Source organism: Methylomonas paludis, assembly GCF_018734325.1.
Taxonomy (GTDB): domain Bacteria; phylum Pseudomonadota; class Gammaproteobacteria; order Methylococcales; family Methylomonadaceae; genus Methylomonas; species Methylomonas paludis.
Map to the genome: position 1 here is coordinate 2,465,431 of NZ_CP073754.1, position 19,436 is coordinate 2,484,866.

Consider the following 19,436-nt stretch of genomic DNA (forward strand, 5'->3'; position numbering starts at 1 on the left):
TTATAGTTATTGATGGTGCTGAAAAGGTTTCAACGGTTATTAAGATATCAAATCAGGTTAAAATATTTTTGATCTACATCAATAAACAGCACTGTTTTTATAATATGTTGATAAATCGTCGATTTTTTCTGAAATTCAGCTTTTACACCGGCCTGGCCGGCGCATTATTCCGGCCCTGGCAAATTGCTCGGTCTGCCGGGGCTTTTAGCACCGGCTCTTATCAGGCTACGCTGTATAGTTTATTTGGTGAGCAAACCGTTGCTGTCAGCGATCTAGTCAAACTGCAATTACCGGCAATAGCTGAAGATGGTGCCGTGGTGCCTATCACTATCAGTAGTGATCTGGACAATATTGAACATATTTGGATACTGGTTGAAAAAAACCCGACGCCGTTGGCTGCAGAGCTGGTTTTGACCAGCCCGGCTCTGGCTTTTATGACGACTAGAATTAAAATGGCGGAAAGCTGTGCGGTGGTAGTTGTGGTTAAAACCCCTGCACTGCTGCTGATGAATCAGCAATGGGTGAAAGTCATGCAAGGCGGCTGCGGTACCGGTTAATATGTCCAGCATCAAGATTCGCAGCCAGCAAGCCGGCAATATGACCGAAATCAGAATTCTGCTTACGCACCCTATGCAAAATGGCCGTAACCGCGACCCGCTGAGCGGCAGGCTGATTCCTGCCCATTTTATTGAGGAATTGCAATTAAAGCTTAACGGCGTAGCGCTGATGACGGTGAATATGGCCGGCAGTATTGCCAAAAACCCTTATTTTGCCTTGCGCCTAAAGGATTTACAGCGGGGTGACATGTTGCAAGTCAGCTGGCGCGACAATCTTAATCAAACTGACAGTAGCGAATATAGGCTCGAATATTAATTTTTAATGTTTGTACTCAGCAGCAAAGGATGCTTTTAAAGAAGCTATGGGTGCGTTTATGGTTGATTTGGGCTTTGAGTGGTGGGCTTCCCTAATCCTGCTTTGATTAAGGCTGCGCTGCGAAAGCCCTCGATTCCACTGCGTTGCATCGAGGCTACGGGTCGCGATGACACTGGCTATAGTTATTTTAGAAGTCTTGGTGGCTTGCCTGGCGGTGAAGCCACCCTACATGGCTTTTAAAGAAGCTATGGGTGCGTTTATAGTTGATTTGGGCTTTGAGTGGTGGGCTTCCCTAACCCTGCTTTGATTAAGGCTGCGCTGCGAAAGCCCTCGATTCCACTGCGTTGCATCGAGGCTACGGGTCGCGATGACACTGGCTATGGTATTTTAGAAGTCTTGGTGGCTTGCCTGGCGGCGAAGCCACCCTACATGGCTTTTAAAGAAGCTATGGGTGCGTTAATCGTTGATTTGGGCTTTGAGTGGTGGGCTTTAACCCTGCTTTGATTAAGGCTGCGCTGCGAAAGCCCTCGATTCCACTACGTTGCATCGAGGCTACGGGTCGCGATGACACTGGCTATAGTATTTTAGAAGTCTTGGTGGCTTGCCTGGCGGCGAAGCCACCCTACATGGCTAAACGCGAGACTGAGTGATCGGCGCTTAATTTAGCGGGCCAGGCTGAGTTTTTCTTGTTGGTCTGTCAGCAATTTGCGCAATTGTTTAATATCCGGCGGTTTAACCATAAATTCATCAAAGCCGGCAATTTTGGCTTTTTCCCGATCTTCGGCCCGACCATAACCGGTCAGGGCAATCAGTAATGCATTTGCCAGTTCCGGCTCCTGACGAATAGCCTGCGCCACTGCATAGCCATCCATGACCGGCAAACCGATATCCAGCACAATCACATCAGGACGCTCGGCGCGGGCTGTTTCAAGCCCGACTTGACCATCATTGGCAATAGTCACCTGATGCCGGTCCAGGCGCATCAGCATGGCCATACTGTCGGCGACATCGCGATTGTCATCCACCAATAGTATGCGCAACTTGTCGTGAGTCGGTGCTTTTTTGACCGGACTCACTATGGCCGGTACATCCGCAACCATCAATCGGGGTAGGTGTACCACAAATTCGCTGCCCTGCCCGCTACCGGCACTAAATGCCTGCACGGTACCACCATGTTTTTCCACCAGACGTTGGACTAAAGACAAACCGATGCCTAAACCACCCTGGGTACGATGCAGGCTGCGATCCACTTGATAAAACAATTGAAACAGCTTGGGCAGATCAGCGCCATCTACGCCATAACCATTGTCGATAACCCGGATACAAATGTCATCAGCACTCGCTTCAACCTTGAGCTCGATATTTCCGCCTTCCTGGGTAAATTTAATCGCGTTATTGAGTAAATTGGCCACCACCTGGGCAAGCCGTACCGAATCCCCTTGCAGCCACACCGGCTCCGCCGGCAAGTTCAAGACAAATTTTTGTTGACGCGCCTCCAGCAAGGGCTGACAGGTTTCCACTGCGGTATTAATGAATTCGCGCATTTCCAGCCTGACTTGCTTTAATTCAATCAAATCCCGGTTAATGCGCGAGACATCCAGCAAGTCGTCGACCAGCACGGTCAGATGCTTGATCTGCCGATCGATGATATCTGCAGACCAAAGCACCCGAGCCGGATCGGCAGGCGCCATTTTCTGGATTTCCAAAGCGTTGCTGATCGGCGCCAGCGGGTTACGCAATTCGTGCGCCAGCATGGCCAGAAAATTATCTTTATGCTGGTCGGCATCCAGCAAGTCCTGCTCAGCTCTCTTGCGTTCGGTAACATCGCTCATCAGGCCGAACTCCCTATAGCCTCTATCATCTTGCTGAATCAGGTACTCAGCCCTAACCCAAAGCCAGCGTATTTCACCATCGACACGACGAATACGGCATTCGATACTCCAACCCTGATATTCAGCTCTGGCTTGCCGAATACACTGATCCACTCTGGCTCGATCTTCATCCAGTACATGCTGCAGAATGATTTCGTAAGACCATTCGGTTGGCAGTTCCTGGTAACCAAAAATCTGCGCATGTCCTAGCGAACGCCAATGGGACTTATCTGCACAATTAAGCTCCCAGGCTCCCATACTCGCTACTTCCAGACAAAAGCGCCAACGCTGTTCACTTTCCCGCAAACCGGTAGCCGCCAGCGTAGCTTCGGTAACATCCAGATTGGTGCCCACCACGGCGATCGCTTCACCTGCTTTATTTCGCCGCACCGTTTCCACGGCCCGAATATAACGGCACTGGCCGTCATCACCACGCAATATGCGGAATTCCCGACTGCTTAAGCCCAACTGACGAATCGTGTTCTGGATAATTGCTTCCTGATCTGGCAAATCTTCCGCCAGCACCGCCTCACTCCAGGTGGTATAGGGGACAATACCATCCGGGGTGGGGGTAATACCATAAATCCGAAACATTTGTGCATCCCAACGCAACAGATTGGATTCCAGCTCCCATTCCCAGATGCCTACGCCCGTAGCTTCGGTTGCCAACAACATACGCTGTTCGCTTTCCCGAGTCGCTGCTTCAACTCGCTTGCGTTCACTGATGTCGGTAACAAAAGCATAATATAATTCCGGCTGATCCTCGCTACCGGCCTTATAATTGACTAACAGTTCGACCGGCACGCGGTTGCCGTTCTTGCAAATATATTCTTTTTCATAACGCACCGCCTGACCACTATTATGCAATTCTGCCAGCTTGGCTTGCTCGAATTCAAACCATTCCGGCGGGGTTAGCTCTGTAGCCCAGTTGATGGCATACAATTCTGCTGCTGAATAGCCGGTGAGTGTCTCAAATGCGTTATTGACCAGAGCGACACTTCCGTCCGCCCCACCAACGCCAATAGGTTGGGTGGAATTACAAATCAGCTCAGCCAGTAATTGATTTTCCTGTTGACTTGCCTTCAGAGTTTGCTGAACTCTGATGCGTTCCGAAATATCGCGAATGATGGCGGTATAAATTTTTTCGGCATTTTTGCCGCTCTGGGAAATGGTGACTTCCAACGGAAACTCTTCGCCGTTTGCGCGTAAACCAATGACAATGCGTACCCCCGCCATTTTGGCGCTGGGTATTTCACTAATGCCGAAACCCTGAATATAGTCAGAGTGTGCATGCCGATAATGCTCTGGAATAAAACGATCCAAAGTAGCGCCGATGGCTGCTTCTGCAGGACAGCCAAACATTTTTTCAGCACCCGGATTAAACAGTACAATCTTTTGTGCGACATTAATGGTAATAATGGCATCCATCGCCGATTCGACAATATCGGCAAAACGACGTTGACTTTCGATCAGCAGGCGCTCACTGGCTATGCGGGCGCTGATATCGCGAAAACTCCAGACCCGACCGACCACATCATCACCAATTCGTTGCGGCATGGAATAACGTTCAATGATCCGGCCATCTTTAAAATGAATCACGTCAAAAGAACTTAGCTCAGCAGCGGCATAAATTTCATCCACTCTAGCTAAAAAACGTTCGGCATCCACTACCCGATCGACAGCCCTGGCTAATATCTCACTATCATACATATTGATGGCGATAGGGAAATCTATTTGCCACAAAACCAAAAACTGCTGGTTATATAAGGCTAGCTTATCCGACAAATCAACCACTAATATCGCATCGGTAGTGGATTCCAGGGTTGCTTCCAGCAAAGATAGGGATTTGGTCAGACGGCGATTGATAGTGAAGATATAAACACAGACGGTGCCGATCACCACAATTATCGCCAAAACACCCGCCAACCCCAAATACAGCCAAAAAAGACTTTTGGCCGGCGGATTGGGCTGATACAGCAAGCCTTCAAGATTAAATTGGGCCGGCATCATGCCCAGCTCGGCATAGGTTTCCCCGATGCGCCACCAGCGCTCCGGGTTCATATGGCCTATCTGCACCAGTTCCGGCATGATTAATTTATGCAGGCTAGCGGCTTCGAAACGTAGCGCATCCAGGGTTTTGCCCGGCGCATAGCGCTGCTGAATTAATTGGCAGGTTTCATCGATATGTGTCAAGGCATATTCCCAGCCGAGCATACTGGCGCGCACAAAACTTGCCACCTGTGCGGGATGTTTGTGCAATTTATACTGACTGGTAATTAAAACATCATTGTAAAAATTAACACCATAATCACGCGGAATGATTTGCCGATAATCCACTCCGGCTTTTTGCAGTTGATAGACTTCATTGCTGACATAGCCAAAATAAACATCGGAGCGGCCATTGATCAAGTCATCGATATTAATGCCGCTGTGTTCGGGCTGAATATTAACTTTGCTTAAATCAATGCCCTCTTTGTGCAACAGTGCCAGCGACTCGGCACTGCCTTGTAACATCAGGCGCTTGCCGGCAAAATCCAGGGGGGTATGTATCTCTGAGTCACCACGCACCAGTAATACTCCCGGTGAGTTCTGGACCACAGCGGCCAAAGCCACTACCGGTTTGCCGGCGATGTATTCCAGAATTACGCCACTGCTGACTATAGTATAATCAGCATGCCCGGCCAGCATATTGTCTACCAGAATTTGATCGTGGGAATTTTCTGCAGAATTTTGTAGGTAGGGCCGGCCTTCCAGAATCTCCACGTCCAGACCCGCGTCCCGGTAAAAGCCTTTTTCCAGCGCCATGTAATAACCGGCAAACTGAAATTGATGAAACCATTTCAGTTGCAATCGAATTTTTTCCGGCTTAACATCTACCGCCGCTGCAGTTTGCATGGTCATTAATACCATTACAATCTGCAAGATCAAGATTTTAAACATTAAATAGGTATGCAGAGTGCTGCTGGTACATGGGTTACGGCTAAATAACTACGACTAAATGCTAATGGCGTAATGCCATTTATTGACACCTGTTAAGCACATTAACGCAATAAGACAGATAGAACAAAGTGGCGGACATTTCAATATTAGAAATACTATTCTGTTTTTAGGTTAAAGTTTACCGAAATAAAATTACCGGTCAACTAAAAACCTGAGCATTGATAATAATCGTTTCAAGGACAGGCAATAGCGCCACGTTATCAGCGACAACCATACCGGCTTGGCGAACTTAGCTGCTGGAGAAATTTTAGGCGCTATTGCAGAGATTGCCCTGTTCAGCTATGAGTTATTTCTGCGCCCTGATTACTGGCCGTTACCAACATAAAGACCAGATGGGTGCCGGCAAATGCTTGTTCGGCTTGCTGCAACATTGCTTGCGCTGCTACTGCTTTAACGGCACAGAATCCGGTCGGCCCCCATGAGGTTTGACCAATCGCGACCGCCCCAAGTTGTTCCAGCATCTGCATGGCCGCTGCCACTTCCGGACTGGTAAAAATTCCACCTTGGACTGCGGCAAAATGCTCACCCACTGCAGCCTGCAAGGCGCTGATCACTGCCCCAAAACTGGTCAAATCATTTTCAGCCACCGCCGGAAGCGCCTGCATCAGTAATAAATAGCTGAGTTTTTCGGCATCGCTGCGCGAAAAAGCCGGCAATTGTTTAAACGCATTTATTTCCTGCTGGCCATGCAAACCCTGACCGCGCTGGTCAAATACCAAAATAAAGCGCCAATCTGCCGGAACTGGCAGATGCGCCAATAATGGCGGGGTCTGTGTAGTCGGGCCCCGACCACCATCGACCACTAGACCGCCTTTCTCAAACACGGCTATGCCTATCCCGGAGCGGGCGCCCCGCTCAGTCAAACGCGCAACATCACGAGCTGTCAAGCCCAAGCCGTAAAACTCGCTGAGGCCCATCCCTATTGCCAGACACATCTGGGTTCCAGATCCCAGGCCGACATGTTCGGGGATCGCCGATATCAGCTCAATCCGGAGATTATCAGACACCTGCATAACTTGACATAATTGCTGGGTGAGCTGTTTAGCCCGTTCGGCAACCGGCCCGCTTACTTGTAAAATTTCTGCCTGACTAATTGAAACCTGGGTATTAATTTCCTTAAGTCCAATACCAATACTGCCAAAGTCACGCCCCAGCGCTCGGCTGAGATCAATAAAGCCCATATGCAACCGGGCCGGCGCTAAAACCGTAACATTTTTGTACTGCGCTTTCACAAGCTGGGTTCCGCTGAAAATAAAAATAGCTTTATTATACCGGAAGTTGTCGGCTTTCCCGGCAGGAAAACCCTAGCTTCCTTAAAGGTACTTAAATTGGTTATATAAATAGTCATCATTGGGCGTTAATTCTGTATCATCTTTTTAAACAGTAAGTTAGCTGCGAATGATGCGCAGCACTGCGTTTAGCACATCCTATAACTATATGTTTTTTAAAGCGATACGCCACAAAAAAGGGGGCTAATGCCCCCTTCTGTGGATATGCTGCGCTTAATTAAAAGTGCTACCCGGTGTTGCCGGCAAACTTGGCAAAGTTTGATGTGGAAACTCGCCGGTCAAAGCATTCAGAAATGCCACGATATCAGCGGTATCAGCATCAGAAAGATCCTGATTTAATTGCAGTTTTGCCATTAATTTAACCGCTGCATCCAAGGTTTTTACTGAACCATTATGGAAATAAGGTGCGGTAATCGCCACGTTGCGCAAAGTCGGTACTTTCCACAAGTGTTTGTCATTGTCGTTTTTAGTTACCTCAGCACGCCCCAGGTCTTTGCTGATATGGTATTGGGCTTCGAAATAGCCGTTGCTGAATACCGGAAATTTCTGGAAGCCGCCTGGTCCATTAAAAGCGGGGCCACTATGGCAACCGGTGCAACCCAGAGCCTGAATTTTTTCCAGACCATGTTGTTGTTGCACGGTCAGCGCGGCTTTATTGCCGGCGACAAATTTATCGTAAGCACTATTTGGGGTAATCAAAGTCCGCTCATAAGCAGCAATTGCTTTGGTGGCATTAGCTTTGGTGATGGCATTGTCGTCACCAAAGGCTTTGGCAAACGCCACTTGATAGCCTTTAATGGTTTTCAGGCGTGCCACGACATCATCCCAGCTTTTCATACCCATTTCGATCGGATTGGTAACCGGGCCGGCAGCCTGTTCTTCCAGACTCGCCGCTCGGCCATCCCAGAACTGTACCGCATTGAAGGCGGCATTCCACACGGTAGGTGCACTGCGGCCACCAGTTTGACCATTGATACCCACTGAGTTGGGCCGGTTGTCTTCGCCACCCAAGGAAGTGTTGTGGCAGGAAGCACAGGCTACCGTTCCGCTGGAAGACAGCCGTGGATCGTGATATAGCAATTTGCCCAATTCGACTTTTTCCGGTGTAGTCGGGTTGTCGGCCGGCGCAGGTGCGGTAGTTGGTAAAGGCTCCAGGGCCATAGCTGAAAGCGAACTGCTTAATGCCAGGGCCGTTAACAGTAAACGTAGTTTAAACATGCGATCCTCCTGAGTTATTTTTGTTGGTTTTTTACTTGTCTATCGGTAACTATTTTCCCTATCCCAAATCGGGCCGGGCTACGCTCAGCTCCGCTGCAGCGTAATAAACAAAGCCAAGTTCCGGCAATATTAGCAGCAGCCAGTGTCAACACCAAGTAGCTGGTAAATTGTAAGTTATAGTGAGCTTTCAGGTAAATTTAATTATGCAGCCGGGTTTTCAGGCCTTACCCGCTGCCAATAGCGCAGGGTAACGCCAAGCATAATAGCCGATATAACTGTAGCAAAGTACCGGCAGCCAAAAAGCTTGATGGATGCCGATCTGATCCGCCAATACGCCTTGCAATAATGGAATCAGTGCGCCACCAACGATGGCTGAACACAGTATGCCCGAACCCTGCCCGGCATGTACACCCAATCCGCTTACTGCCAGGGAGAAAATGCCTGGAAACATAATGGAATTACACAAACCTACCGCCAATAAACTCCACATGGCTATTGGCCCCTCGCTGCATAAACTTAATATCACCAGACTTGCGGCGGCAATAGCATTAAATCTTAATACTTTGACCGCCGAAACTTTCTGCATGATGGCCGCGCCGGCAAATCGGCCCAGCATGGCGCCACCCCAATAAAACGTTACATATTTACCGGCTTGAGCGGGCGGCAGATCGGCTATGCTCGGCTCACCAAGAAAGCTCACCAAAAAGCTGCCGATTGCCACTTCGCCGCCCACATAAACAAAGATGGCCAATGCCCCCAGCACCAGATGCGGATAATGCCAGGCGCTCGGCTGGCTATCAGATGCCGTTGATCCAGATTTGAGTCCCTGACTGGCTATCACCGGCAACTTCAGCCGGGCGAATACTGCGGCCATGAGCAACAGCAAGGCCATTAGGCCAAGATACGGAATTTGCACTGTGGCCGCTTCAGCCGTTTGATAGGCCAATAATTCTTCAGCATTCAACAAATTGATATCATCGGCGGTTTTTACCGCACCACTCAGGATGAACAAGGCACCGAAATAAGGTGCAATAGTGGTACCCAAGGCATTAAACGCCTGAGTTAAGGTTAAGCGGCTGGCCGCACTATCAGCCTTACCCAATGCCGTGACATAGGGATTGGCAGATACCTGTAATAAGGTAATTCCTGCCGCCAGAATAAAAAAAGCCATTAAGAATAAAGCGTAGCATCTGTAGCCGGCGGCCGGATAAAACAATAAACATCCGCAGCCTGCTATTAATAAGCCGAGGATGATGCCGTTTTTATACCCAATTTTTTCTACTAAATAACCGCTGGGGACGGAAACCAAAAAATAAGCGGTAAAAAAGCAGAACTGAATCAGCATCGCTTCTGAGTAAGACAGGGTAAATACCGCTTTTAAATGCGGGATTAAAATGTCGTTCAAACAAGTGATAAACCCCCACATAAAAAACAAGGAGGTCAGTATCACCAGGGAGCCTGTATATGCCGGTTGGGCTGGAGTTTGCTGCTTCATGTCCGGCTTCAGTTTTGGCGCAGATTAAACTGTGCTACTTCATCACCGACCATGATTTTAAAATCACCTGGTTCAATAATTCGTTTCATATCCAGACCGATAAATGATAAGGCTTCCGGCTCCAGTTTGAAGTTTAACAATTGCTCTTCACCGGGTTGTAATTCCAGCTTTTTAAAGGCTTTGAGTTGCTTATTGGGCCGGGTAACCGAGGCTGCCACATCATTCAGATAAACCAGTACTGCTTCTTTTCCGGTGCGAGTGCCGGTATTTTTGACATACACGGCCAATTCGATGGTTTCACCCTGGGCATAACTGGCTTTGCTTAAGTGCAAGCCACTGGTTTTAAAGCTGGTATAACTCAGACCATGCCCAAATGGATACAAAGGCCGGTAATCATTGACATCAAATTTTTCGATGGGTTTATGGTCATAATTAACGATATCGTTGGTGTGGCGTGGATAGGTAATGGGTAATTTACCGCTGGGGTTGACATCACCATATAAAATATCCGCCAAAGCCGGGCCGGCTTCCATACCCGGCAGGAAACCCAGCACTACCGCAGAGGCCTGCTCAGCCAGTTCAGTAATAATCCGTGGCCGTCCGCCGAAGTACACCAGTATCACCGGCTTGCCGGTAGCCAGCAAAGCCTGTCCCAACTTTAGCTGATTTTTGTCCAGTTCCAGGCTGTCAATATTGCCGTAGGTCTCTGTGTAAGGCTTTTCGCCGATAGCCAGAATAATATAATCGTGTTCAGCAGCAGCGGCTACGGCAGCATCGACATCAATCTCATCGTTAAAAGCCTGACCGCCGACAAAACTGACTTTACCGCTACTTTTCTGGCGAATAGCCGCCAACAATGTTTGTTTGTCCTGCGGATAAAGCCGCTCATTATCGCCTTGCCAGGTCAACGTCCAGCCACCGTTCAGCACGCTTAATAAATTAGCAGTCGGCCCGGTCACCAGTACACTGCTGTGTTTGGCCAAGGGCAGGGTTGCGCCGGCATTCTTGGCCAGAATCACAGATTCGGCTGCCGCCTGACGGCTGACAGCCTGAGCGTCTGCTGTGGCAAAATTTCCGGCAACTGCCAATGGCTCAGGCGGTGGATCAAACAAACCGGATTGCAGTTTGACTTTAAGGATACGCGCTACCGCTTCATCAATTCTGGCCAACGGCACTTCGCCGCTTTGTGCCAGCTCCAACAACAGCTGATAAAATGAAAAATCAAATGGCACCATACTCATATCGACGCCGGCCAGCACCGCAATTTTCACTGCCTCCTTAGGCGATGCGGCCACTTTATCGCGGGTATACAGGCGGATAATGTCTTCCCAATCGGAAATGGTAAAACCTTTAAAACCCAGTTCGCCGCGCAGAATAGTGGTCAAATACTGATAATTGGCATGGCCGGGAATACCATCCACTTCACCGGAATTAACCATGACGGTGGGGGCGCCGGCCTTAACACCTGCCGCAAAGCTGGGCAGGAAATATTCACGTAATGCCCGCTCCCCGATCCAGGCCGGGGTACGATCTTTACCGTTCAGCGGATAACTGTAACCCACATAATGTTTTAAACAGGTCGGCGCTTTGGTCGGCTGACCAAAATCATCACCCTGGTGACCTTTGATGTATTCACTACCCATGACACTGGTCAGATAAACATCCTCACCATAGGTTTCCCATAATCGCGGCCATAAGGGTTGACGGCCTATATCCATTACCGGATAGAAATTCCAGTCCAGACCGGAAGCTTTCACTTCACGGGCAGTAATCTCACCTTCCTTGAAGGACAGTTCGGGATTAAAACTGGCAGCCATATTGATGGCTTGCGGAAACAGGGTGGCATTATAGGTATAGTTAGCACCGTGTATGGCGTCTATGCCATAGATAATCGGAATTTTTAAGCGGGTTTTAGCCGCAGTATTACGGATAGTCTGGGTAATTAAGCGCCATTTTTCAATGTAAGGCGGTTTGTAGTCCGGTGTATTTGTGGTATTCAATATAGAACCCACATGGTATTTTAAGACGGCATTTTCCAGCTTGGCCACATCGACCGGATTATCCAGGGTCTGTCCATCGGCAGCGGCAACCACACTAAAATCGATTTGGGTCATTTGACCAATTTTTTCTTCGAGCGTCATTTGCGACAGCAAAGTCTGAACTTTGTGTTCAATAATTTGGTCATTTTGTTGAGCTACCACGGCAGACTCCATGAGGACAAACAAAAAAGATGTAAGCAGGTATATTCTTAAGTTCACAGGATAAGCTTGGTAAAAGATAAATTTAGAGTATAGACGGCAGCGGCAGGCCTTAAGCATTACAACAGCCGGTTACTGAAATAAAGCCAGGGCTTTTTTTACAGTTGACCACACGCCCCAAGTTAAGGGTATAGACACATACAGCCAGAATAGCGCCAGCTTGATGAGTTGGGCTGGATATACAGGTTTGGAATTTGGCATAATTCAGCTTAAGGGATTATTCAAGAAGTTTTACGTGGAAAGTTGCCATCCAGTTCATCGAATTCCTGGTGTTGGATATGATGTTTTTCATGTACCGGCCTGATCAGCAAATTGGCAATGAAACCCAGCACCAACAAACCGGCCATAATGTACATGGTGACATTATAAGCATCTGCTTTGGCTACGCCCTGAGCCAACTGATATTCGCGAATATAATTCACCAACACCGGACCAAATACGCCTGCTGTTGACCAGGCAGTGAGCAGACGACCATGGATGCCGCCGACAAAACGGGTACCGAAAATATCCGCCAAATACGCCGGTATGGTAGCAAAACCGCCGCCGTACATGCTCATGATCAGCGCATAGAACAACACAAACAGCGGCATATTACCATGCATACCTAGCGTGGGCACACTGGCATACAGCAAAGCACCTAATACAAAAAACACGAAATAAGTATTCTTGCGTCCCAAATAATCCGAGCTTGATGACCAGAAGAAACGTCCGCCCATATTAAAAAGGCTCAACAGCCCCACAAAACCCGCCGCCGCAGCCGGTGTCACGCTGCCCTTGAACATTTCCTGTATCATCACCGAAGCCTGCCCCAGCACACCTATTCCTGCCGTTACATTCAGGCACAAGACCAGCCACAACAGATAAAACTGCGGTGTTTTCAGAGCCTGATCGATATGCACATGCTGGCTGGAAATCATTTTGTTGCGAATTTGCGGTGCCTGCCAGCCCTCCGGCTGCCAGTCCGGCTCGGGAATCCTGATGGTAAATGCCCCAATCAGCATGGAAACCATGTAGAGGCTGCCCATCACCAAAAAGCTTTCCTGAACCCCAACTGATTCGGCAGACTTGAAATGATCCATTAACAATACCGAAAGCGGAGCACCTATCATGGCGCCGCCGCCAAAGCCCATAATGGCCATACCGGTAGCCATGCCGCGCCGATCCGGGAACCATTTTATCAGGGTAGACACCGGCGACACATAACCTAAACCTAAGCCGATACCGCCAATGACGCCATAACCCAGATAGATCAGCCAAATTTCATGTAAATGTACCCCCAGGGCAGCGACCCAGAATCCGCCGCCAAAACAGCAGGCCGCCACAAACATGGTCAAGCGTGGCCCGACTTTTTCCAGCCATTTACCGCCAAAAGCCGCCGACAAGCCCAGAAATACAATGGCCAGACTAAATATCCAGCCCAATGTTGTCAATTTCCAATCATCCGCAGCCGGACTGCTGATACCGATAACCCGACTCAGCGGCTCATTGAACACACTAAAGGCATAGGCCTGACCTATGCATAAATGTACCGATAGCGCAGCCGGCGGCACCAGCCACCGGTTAAAGCCTGGGCCGGCAATAATGGCTTGTTTCGAAAACAGACTAGACATGTATAAATTCCCGCGTAGAAAATCCAGCGTCTATTATCCAAACTTCCCCTAGTGCCTGTAAATGCCCAGACTTAAATTATCGTGCATAAATATATTGTTGGTGTTAGCCAAAACCGACTTAAGGATCTTGAACCGGCAATCTCTCCACATCGACTTTAAGCCGCTCATCGTAAATACCAGTCAACTTGCGTTTGAATTCTTCGGTAACATCCTGGGCATCCTGACGACTTCTCATCACTCGCGGCGTGAGCAGAATCACCAATTCGGTTTTATCCTTGTTGCGGACGGTACCGCCAAACAAAGGACCGATATAGGGAATTTCATGCAATAAAGGCACGCCATTGGTATTAAAAGTATCCTCTTCCTTGATTAAGCCACCCAAAACGATGGTTTCACCACTTTGCACCGCCACGCTGGTTTCGATCTGGCGTTTGGAGATTGTGGGTGATGATATGGATGAAGTAGTGGTACTGGAGGCCGCATTAACACTTTGCAGTAAATCCATCAACACCAAGCCATTGGCATTGACCCGTGGTCTGATCGCCAGACTTACCCCGGTATCCACCATTTGTACGGAGTTACTGGTCACACCAGTAGAAACCAGACTGGTGGATGTGCCGGTTAGAATAGGCACAGAATCACCCACCAGAATCGAAGCCTCCTGATTATTCAATACCATCAGGGATGGAGAGGAGATGACATTGATATTATTATTGCTGGCTGCCGCCTCCAGCAAGGCACCGATATCCTTGGAATGATTGGTAAACAGATAGTTAAAACCGCCGGTACCGATGCCGGTAGCCATATTACCCAGACTCGTGAATCCCGAACCGCTTGTGCTACTACTAGATGACGCCACGGTATCGCTTGTCCCCCCGGAACCACCAAAAATCGCGTTCTTGCCGCCGTTATTGTGCGTGATATACCATTCCAGACCATATTTAAGATCGTTATTCAGGGTCACTTCGACAATAGTGGCATCTATCATTACTTGTAAAGGCAAGACATCCAACTGTTTGAGTACCCGCTGGATAATGGCGTATTCCTGGGTATTGGCCACAATGATTAAGGCATTATTGCTTTCATCGGCAATAATTTTTACATTCGGCATCAGGCTTTGGCCATTGCCGCCACCGCCCGAACTGTTTTGAGTCGAACTGCTATTACTGTTACCAAATGCACTGGTGCCGCCGGTGCCGCCCATGGTACTACCGGATGAACTTGAGCCAAAACCACCGCTGCTGCTGCCAGTACTGCTATTCGAATTGGTGCTGCCAAAACCACCACTACTACCCATAGTAGAACCACTACCGGATTTATTACTGGCAGACAAGGATTTATGGCCCGAAGCTATCGATGCTGAACTTGATTTCTGCGAGCCATTACCGAAAATGGTACTTAAGGTATTAGCCAAATCTGCCGCACTATGATGTTGGGCCTTATACACATTAACCCCACCCTTACCATCGGTATTGGTTTTATCCAGGCGCAATACCCAGGTTTCTACATCTTTCAACAAATATGAGCGCTGAGTGATAGCCAAAATAGCATTCAATCTATCAATTTCGATAAATCTGTAAAAAGCGCTTTCGTTACCCGCCCCGGCTCCGGCATCAGGATCCTTTTTTGCACCCCCACCTGCCGCGCCGCTTTTACCGCCAGGGGCATTATTAAAAATCTGCTCCAATTCCTCAATAATCACTGAGGCATCAACATGTGCCGGGGTAAACAATGCAAAAGACTTGCCCTTGAGTAAATCGATATCAAAAGTATTAACCAGATCAATAGCCCGGCTTAACTCGCTGCCGGAACCGGCCAACAGCAAAATATTGCGCTTGGGATCAACATGTAACAAGGCTTTTTCCGGCAACAGCGGTTTCAATATCTCGGCTATTTCGGCAGCGGCGACATTTTTGACCGGTACCACTCTGACCTGATAGCCGCTAGGCATACTGGAAATACCGCCCAGCGATTTGCCGGAAGTACTGTACAAGGCCTCTGCCGACGGCTTGATCAAATACATACCGTTTTGACTGACCAGCGCCGCGTTATTGATGCTTAACAGCATATCCAGCGTTGGTAACAACTCTTCCTTGGACAATGGCCTGGTGGTTTGCAGCGTTACTTTACCGGTCACTTGTGGGCTGATAGTGTAGTTTTTGCCCAAAATATCACTCAATACGACTTTGGCAACTTCCCCCAGATCAGCGTCGTCAAAATTTAAACTGTATTCCCCTTTTCCTCCCACCACTTCCGGTTTTGAAATTCCCGATTGGGTGGAAATTACGGCGTCTTCGTTACTAAAAACTTCGACTTTTGTGGTTTTACCGGCATCGTCATTTTTCAAAGGCTCCACTGTGATGGTACCTTCCTGCAATGCTGGTTTTATTTCCGGCAACGGCAATTTGGTATGTATCTGTGGGCCAATAAATTCACACCCCGCCATTGACAGGATCACTGCCAACACATAGGGATTTTTAATTCTATGGACTTTCATCGTTTGGATTCTCAGGATTAGGATTAGTCGGTTGCTCAGTTGGCGGCGGTCTGCGCGGCTGCCTTAAGTTGGGTATGGGCGCAGGCTGTGGCGGCGGAGTAGACACAGGAGGGGCATCCATTCTGGGCTTTCTGAGTAACAGAGTTTTTTGTTGACCAGCCTGCTGTAAGATCACTCGGTCTGGGTGAATTTCTTTAAGCGTCCAACCGGACACCATTTGCTCGTTGCTGGTTTTTAAATGTTTTTTGCTTTCATTCTTTTTGGCAAATAGTGCAGTAGGAGGCCGGTTATCCTTGGCATAAATGCCCACCAATTCCCAATCGTCGATTTGACCTAGTTCCAGAGTCTGAGTGTTCTCGACCGGGGCTTCAGCTATCGGTTTACGGCCTTCAATAAACAAAGGACGTTCGACCATTTCGGCATAATTGCCGGCATTTTCAGTGTCGCTATTAATATTGGGCAATTCCACGACCAGGGCTTGCTCATCTTTTGCGTAGTGCAGACTTTGTTGCAAATTGCGCTCATTAAACACGCCGTTTGCCCATTCACCAACCAACAGAGCAGTCAACACACCACAGATCAAGCATTGCAGCTTGACTAGCTTGAGATTCATGATTTTACACCACGCATAAAACTGACTACCTGAAAACTCACATTCAATTGAGCACTGGGTTCCACTTTATTATTGGGCCGATTTCGGGTGCCGCGTAATGGGGTAATATCGATTTGATCAATAATCAACACCGGAACCGAATTAGAAATAGTCAGCAAAATGGTGCGTAAGGTTTCGATATTGGCGGTCAAACGCACCCGCACCGCTACCCTGGTAAAATTATTATCGGTTTTTCCCGGCAAGCCCTGGGTACTGGTTAATTGGCCCCCGGCATCGGTAACCGCGGTCTTGACAATATTTTGTAAATCCGCTGAAGCCAAAGCCTCGGTATCGCGGTTACTAAAATAAGCCTGATCCTGGAATTGCTGTTTTGCCGCATCCAAGGCTTGAGACACGACATCCCTACGCGCCGCTATTTTCTGCTGACGCTGTAAGCGGAACAGTAAATCATTTTTCTCGTCATGATAAGCCCATCCGGTAGTGATCAGCGGCACCAGCACCACCGCTACAAACAGACCGATCACCACTACCAGCAAGCCCAGGGCTAGCCAGCGTTGTTTATGCTCATTATTCATGAGGCTTTCCTGAATCAGATTCCGGCTGTGGTTCGGCAGACGTGGCATTATCGGGGTTAGCAACTGCCGCATCAGGTAAAGGCGGATTGGCGATGACATCCATACTAATTTGAAAACGCTCCAAACCCGTGGTTTTGTCCTGAGTCAGCGGCGATACAAAACTAACGTTACTGAAATAGGGAGATGCCTCCAAAACGCCTATCAATGCCGATGCCATCGGCGACTGGCCTTGAATTTGGGCATGCATTTCAGAATATTGCAGATTAGTTAACCAGCTGTCGTCCTTAAATAAATGGGTTAATTCGGTTAACACCTTGATAATCTCAGGTGTATGAACTTTATTATTAATCAGCCATTGAGTTTGGTCGCGTAGAGCATCAATTTCCATTTGCTGAGCATCAACAACCCGGGTTTCTTTTTCCAGGGTTTTGATCTGATTTTTTAACTGATCAACCGCCTGTTTATCCTGCCAGACCGGATAAACCAGTACGGCCAGCATTAATACGAAGATGAGGAAATTTAACAGCCAATGTACAGATTCCGCCAGTTTATCGGTACCGGTACGATAGCGGTCGGGCAATAAATTGTATTGACCACGCAATTGGGGAAACTCGGCGTGCAGATCGGCATACTCAATACGGCTGAGTTGCAAATTCCATAGACTGATTTGGCCATAAAGCTCATCAATAATAGCTTGCGGGCTTAATACCAATAATACTTGAATCTGGCCATATCCGGTTTTAGCCAGCGGGGCTACTGAGTAATAGACTTGCTCAGCAGTAAAAGGCGTATAGCGATCCAGTTCGAAACCAACCACTTGTTGCAGGTTTTCCAGTGCCGCCTCAGGCAGGTAGACTATTTTAGCGATAGCCTGCTCAGCATTTAAAGCTAAAATATATTCCGCCTTTTCCAAGCCCGGAAATTGCTGTATTAGCGTTTCAAATACCTCACGCTCTGAAAATTCAAAAAACCGGCTAAATACCGGCTCAACCTGATCTTCATCAAGATAACTGCTAACATTAAAACCCAGATTATTAGCCGTTAAAATAATGCGCGCAGGTTTATCGCTTAAAAAGCGTCTGATGCCGACAGGTATCAGAAATGCGAGTTCTCTACCCCACCACTGAAAAAAGCGCTTGAAGTCGATATCAATTGTCGATTGTAAATTCATCTTGAATAGTAATTAACCGGGATTCCATGGTATCGGCAAATAATGAGACTTGGAGTTGATCCTGTTTCCAATCCAGCACTTGGCGAACGCCCGAGCTTTGTTCCGGCGCGCTCAGTTTCACCACGGCTGCCAGCGAAGCTGTCGCACCGCTTTCCATTATCGCTTCCACTTCTATTGTATAAATTTGATTGCCATTCTGTCCGTTTTGCCCATCATCGGCATTAAGCTGACCATTCTGATCAGCCGGGCTGCTTTGCGTCGGGGTTTCTGACTTGTTTCCCTGTAATCGCTGCAGCGCCTGATTCTGGATATTATTATCGCCTAATTCGTTACTAATAATTTGTAAAACTTCAGGAGTTGCTTCCTCCAGCTTAACATCCGCCTGACCCGAATAAACCGTCAGCCAGGTCTGCATTTGCTGATAAATCTCCGGCTCTATGCCTAAAACCAGCTGCAATTCCTCCAGATTCTGAAAAGCCCGGTTAGCCGGACCATAAGCCAAACCTGCCTCCTGATACTGTTTCTTTTCGGCACCATGAGGCCTATGCTCATTATCTTCATCGCGCCAATCCAGAATACAGTTCAGCAAATGCTGCTGTTCCCAGGAATCATTGCTTACCGTTTTCAGCACCGCCGATAAATAAGACTCTTTGGCGGTATTAATATCAATTTTTCCGGCTTCCGAAGTGATACGCATTCTGATGATGCTGCCATCGGACTTTACAATCTGGTAAGGGGTGCCATCAGCCAACCAGCGCAAAGTCGGATCGCTCTGATTCAGGCGGTAATTGGCCAAGGTCAGACCGGTTTCAGTCAGCGCTCTAGCCTGGGCATTATTTTTTAGCGCACTGGCCACGCTGCTTTCTCTTCTCATGCTCAAGGCAAAACTGCCGGCCATTAAACTTAATAAACTTAAAACCCAAATGGCAATCACCAAAGCCATGCCGCGCTGTTGTTTTGGCATAG

14 protein-coding genes are annotated in these 19,436 nt (G+C 48.3%); 2 read left to right on the forward strand and 12 right to left on the reverse strand.

Annotation, left to right across the window (positions count from 1 at the left end):
* Nucleotides 1–104 precede the first annotated feature (104 nt).
* Nucleotides 105–557, forward strand: a complete 453-nt coding sequence (locus KEF85_RS11120; protein WP_215580508.1) for a thiosulfate oxidation carrier protein SoxY — start codon at nucleotides 105–107, stop codon at nucleotides 555–557.
* Nucleotide 558: 1 nt separating this feature from the next.
* Complete coding sequence (gene soxZ, locus KEF85_RS11125; protein ID WP_215580510.1) at nucleotides 559–873, forward strand: thiosulfate oxidation carrier complex protein SoxZ; 315 nt, start codon at nucleotides 559–561, stop codon at nucleotides 871–873.
* Between the two features lie 662 nt (nucleotides 874–1,535).
* Here soxZ and KEF85_RS11130 read toward each other — a convergent pair.
* From KEF85_RS11130 to KEF85_RS11180, 12 genes are all read right to left on the reverse strand, one after another.
* A complete protein-coding gene (locus KEF85_RS11130; protein WP_215580512.1) occupies nucleotides 1,536–5,684 on the reverse strand; it encodes a PAS domain S-box protein in 4,149 nt (1,382 codons plus the stop codon).
* Between the two features lie 335 nt (nucleotides 5,685–6,019).
* Nucleotides 6,020–6,976 carry a beta-ribofuranosylaminobenzene 5'-phosphate synthase family protein gene (locus KEF85_RS11135; RefSeq protein WP_215580514.1) on the reverse strand — a complete coding sequence of 319 codons (957 nt, stop codon included), beginning with the start codon at nucleotides 6,974–6,976 and terminating at the stop codon, nucleotides 6,020–6,022.
* Between the two features lie 270 nt (nucleotides 6,977–7,246).
* Nucleotides 7,247–8,251 carry a cytochrome-c peroxidase gene (locus KEF85_RS11140; RefSeq protein WP_215580516.1) on the reverse strand — a complete coding sequence of 335 codons (1,005 nt, stop codon included), beginning with the start codon at nucleotides 8,249–8,251 and terminating at the stop codon, nucleotides 7,247–7,249.
* A gap of 217 nt (nucleotides 8,252–8,468) precedes the next feature.
* Complete coding sequence (locus tag KEF85_RS11145; protein ID WP_215580518.1) at nucleotides 8,469–9,746, reverse strand: sugar MFS transporter; 1,278 nt, start codon at nucleotides 9,744–9,746, stop codon at nucleotides 8,469–8,471.
* An 8-nt stretch (nucleotides 9,747–9,754) separates the two neighbouring features.
* Complete coding sequence (locus KEF85_RS11150) at nucleotides 9,755–11,947, reverse strand: glycoside hydrolase family 3 N-terminal domain-containing protein (protein WP_246534887.1); 2,193 nt, start codon at nucleotides 11,945–11,947, stop codon at nucleotides 9,755–9,757.
* Nucleotides 11,948–12,076: 129 nt separating this feature from the next.
* A complete protein-coding gene (locus KEF85_RS16950) occupies nucleotides 12,077–12,205 on the reverse strand; it encodes an MFS transporter small subunit (RefSeq protein WP_281413635.1) in 129 nt (42 codons plus the stop codon).
* 20 nt (nucleotides 12,206–12,225) lie between these two features.
* Nucleotides 12,226–13,614 carry an L-lactate MFS transporter gene (locus tag KEF85_RS11155; RefSeq protein WP_215580522.1) on the reverse strand — a complete coding sequence of 463 codons (1,389 nt, stop codon included), beginning with the start codon at nucleotides 13,612–13,614 and terminating at the stop codon, nucleotides 12,226–12,228.
* A 118-nt stretch (nucleotides 13,615–13,732) separates the two neighbouring features.
* Nucleotides 13,733–16,111, reverse strand: a complete 2,379-nt coding sequence (gspD, locus tag KEF85_RS11160) for a type II secretion system secretin GspD (RefSeq protein WP_215580530.1) — start codon at nucleotides 16,109–16,111, stop codon at nucleotides 13,733–13,735.
* A complete protein-coding gene (locus tag KEF85_RS11165) occupies nucleotides 16,098–16,724 on the reverse strand; it encodes a type II secretion system protein N (protein WP_215580537.1) in 627 nt (208 codons plus the stop codon). Before KEF85_RS11165 ends, gspD begins: the two co-directional genes overlap by 14 nt.
* Nucleotides 16,721–17,299, reverse strand: coding sequence for a type II secretion system protein GspM (gspM, locus tag KEF85_RS11170; RefSeq protein WP_215580540.1), 579 nt, complete (start codon nucleotides 17,297–17,299; stop codon nucleotides 16,721–16,723). Before gspM ends, KEF85_RS11165 begins: the two co-directional genes overlap by 4 nt.
* Complete coding sequence (locus tag KEF85_RS11175) at nucleotides 17,292–18,470, reverse strand: PilN domain-containing protein (protein ID WP_215580542.1); 1,179 nt, start codon at nucleotides 18,468–18,470, stop codon at nucleotides 17,292–17,294. The genes gspM and KEF85_RS11175 overlap by 8 nt, the downstream gene beginning before the upstream one ends.
* Entirely contained in the window at nucleotides 18,448–19,434 is a 987-nt protein-coding gene (locus tag KEF85_RS11180) for a type II secretion system minor pseudopilin (RefSeq protein WP_246534890.1), read from the reverse strand. Before KEF85_RS11180 ends, KEF85_RS11175 begins: the two co-directional genes overlap by 23 nt.
* Nucleotides 19,435–19,436 lie beyond the last annotated feature (2 nt).

Excerpts from the sequence above, each read along its gene's own strand:
- KEF85_RS11120 (WP_215580508.1), top strand. The coding sequence starts at position 105 with ATGTTGATAAATCGTCGATTTTTTCTGAAATTCAGCTTTTACACCGGC.
- soxZ (WP_215580510.1), top strand. The coding sequence starts at position 559 with ATGTCCAGCATCAAGATTCGCAGCCAGCAAGCCGGCAATATGACCGAA.
- KEF85_RS11130 (WP_215580512.1), bottom strand. The coding sequence starts at position 5,684 with ATGTTTAAAATCTTGATCTTGCAGATTGTAATGGTATTAATGACCATG.
- KEF85_RS11140 (WP_215580516.1), bottom strand. The coding sequence starts at position 8,251 with ATGTTTAAACTACGTTTACTGTTAACGGCCCTGGCATTAAGCAGTTCG.
- KEF85_RS11145 (WP_215580518.1), bottom strand. The coding sequence starts at position 9,746 with ATGAAGCAGCAAACTCCAGCCCAACCGGCATATACAGGCTCCCTGGTG.
- KEF85_RS16950 (WP_281413635.1), bottom strand. The coding sequence starts at position 12,205 with ATGCCAAATTCCAAACCTGTATATCCAGCCCAACTCATCAAGCTGGCG.
- KEF85_RS11155 (WP_215580522.1), bottom strand. The coding sequence starts at position 13,614 with ATGTCTAGTCTGTTTTCGAAACAAGCCATTATTGCCGGCCCAGGCTTT.
- gspD (WP_215580530.1), bottom strand. The coding sequence starts at position 16,111 with ATGAAAGTCCATAGAATTAAAAATCCCTATGTGTTGGCAGTGATCCTG.
- KEF85_RS11165 (WP_215580537.1), bottom strand. The coding sequence starts at position 16,724 with ATGAATCTCAAGCTAGTCAAGCTGCAATGCTTGATCTGTGGTGTGTTG.
- gspM (WP_215580540.1), bottom strand. The coding sequence starts at position 17,299 with ATGAATAATGAGCATAAACAACGCTGGCTAGCCCTGGGCTTGCTGGTA.
- KEF85_RS11175 (WP_215580542.1), bottom strand. The coding sequence starts at position 18,470 with ATGAATTTACAATCGACAATTGATATCGACTTCAAGCGCTTTTTTCAG.
- KEF85_RS11180 (WP_246534890.1), bottom strand. The coding sequence starts at position 19,434 with ATGCCAAAACAACAGCGCGGCATGGCTTTGGTGATTGCCATTTGGGTT.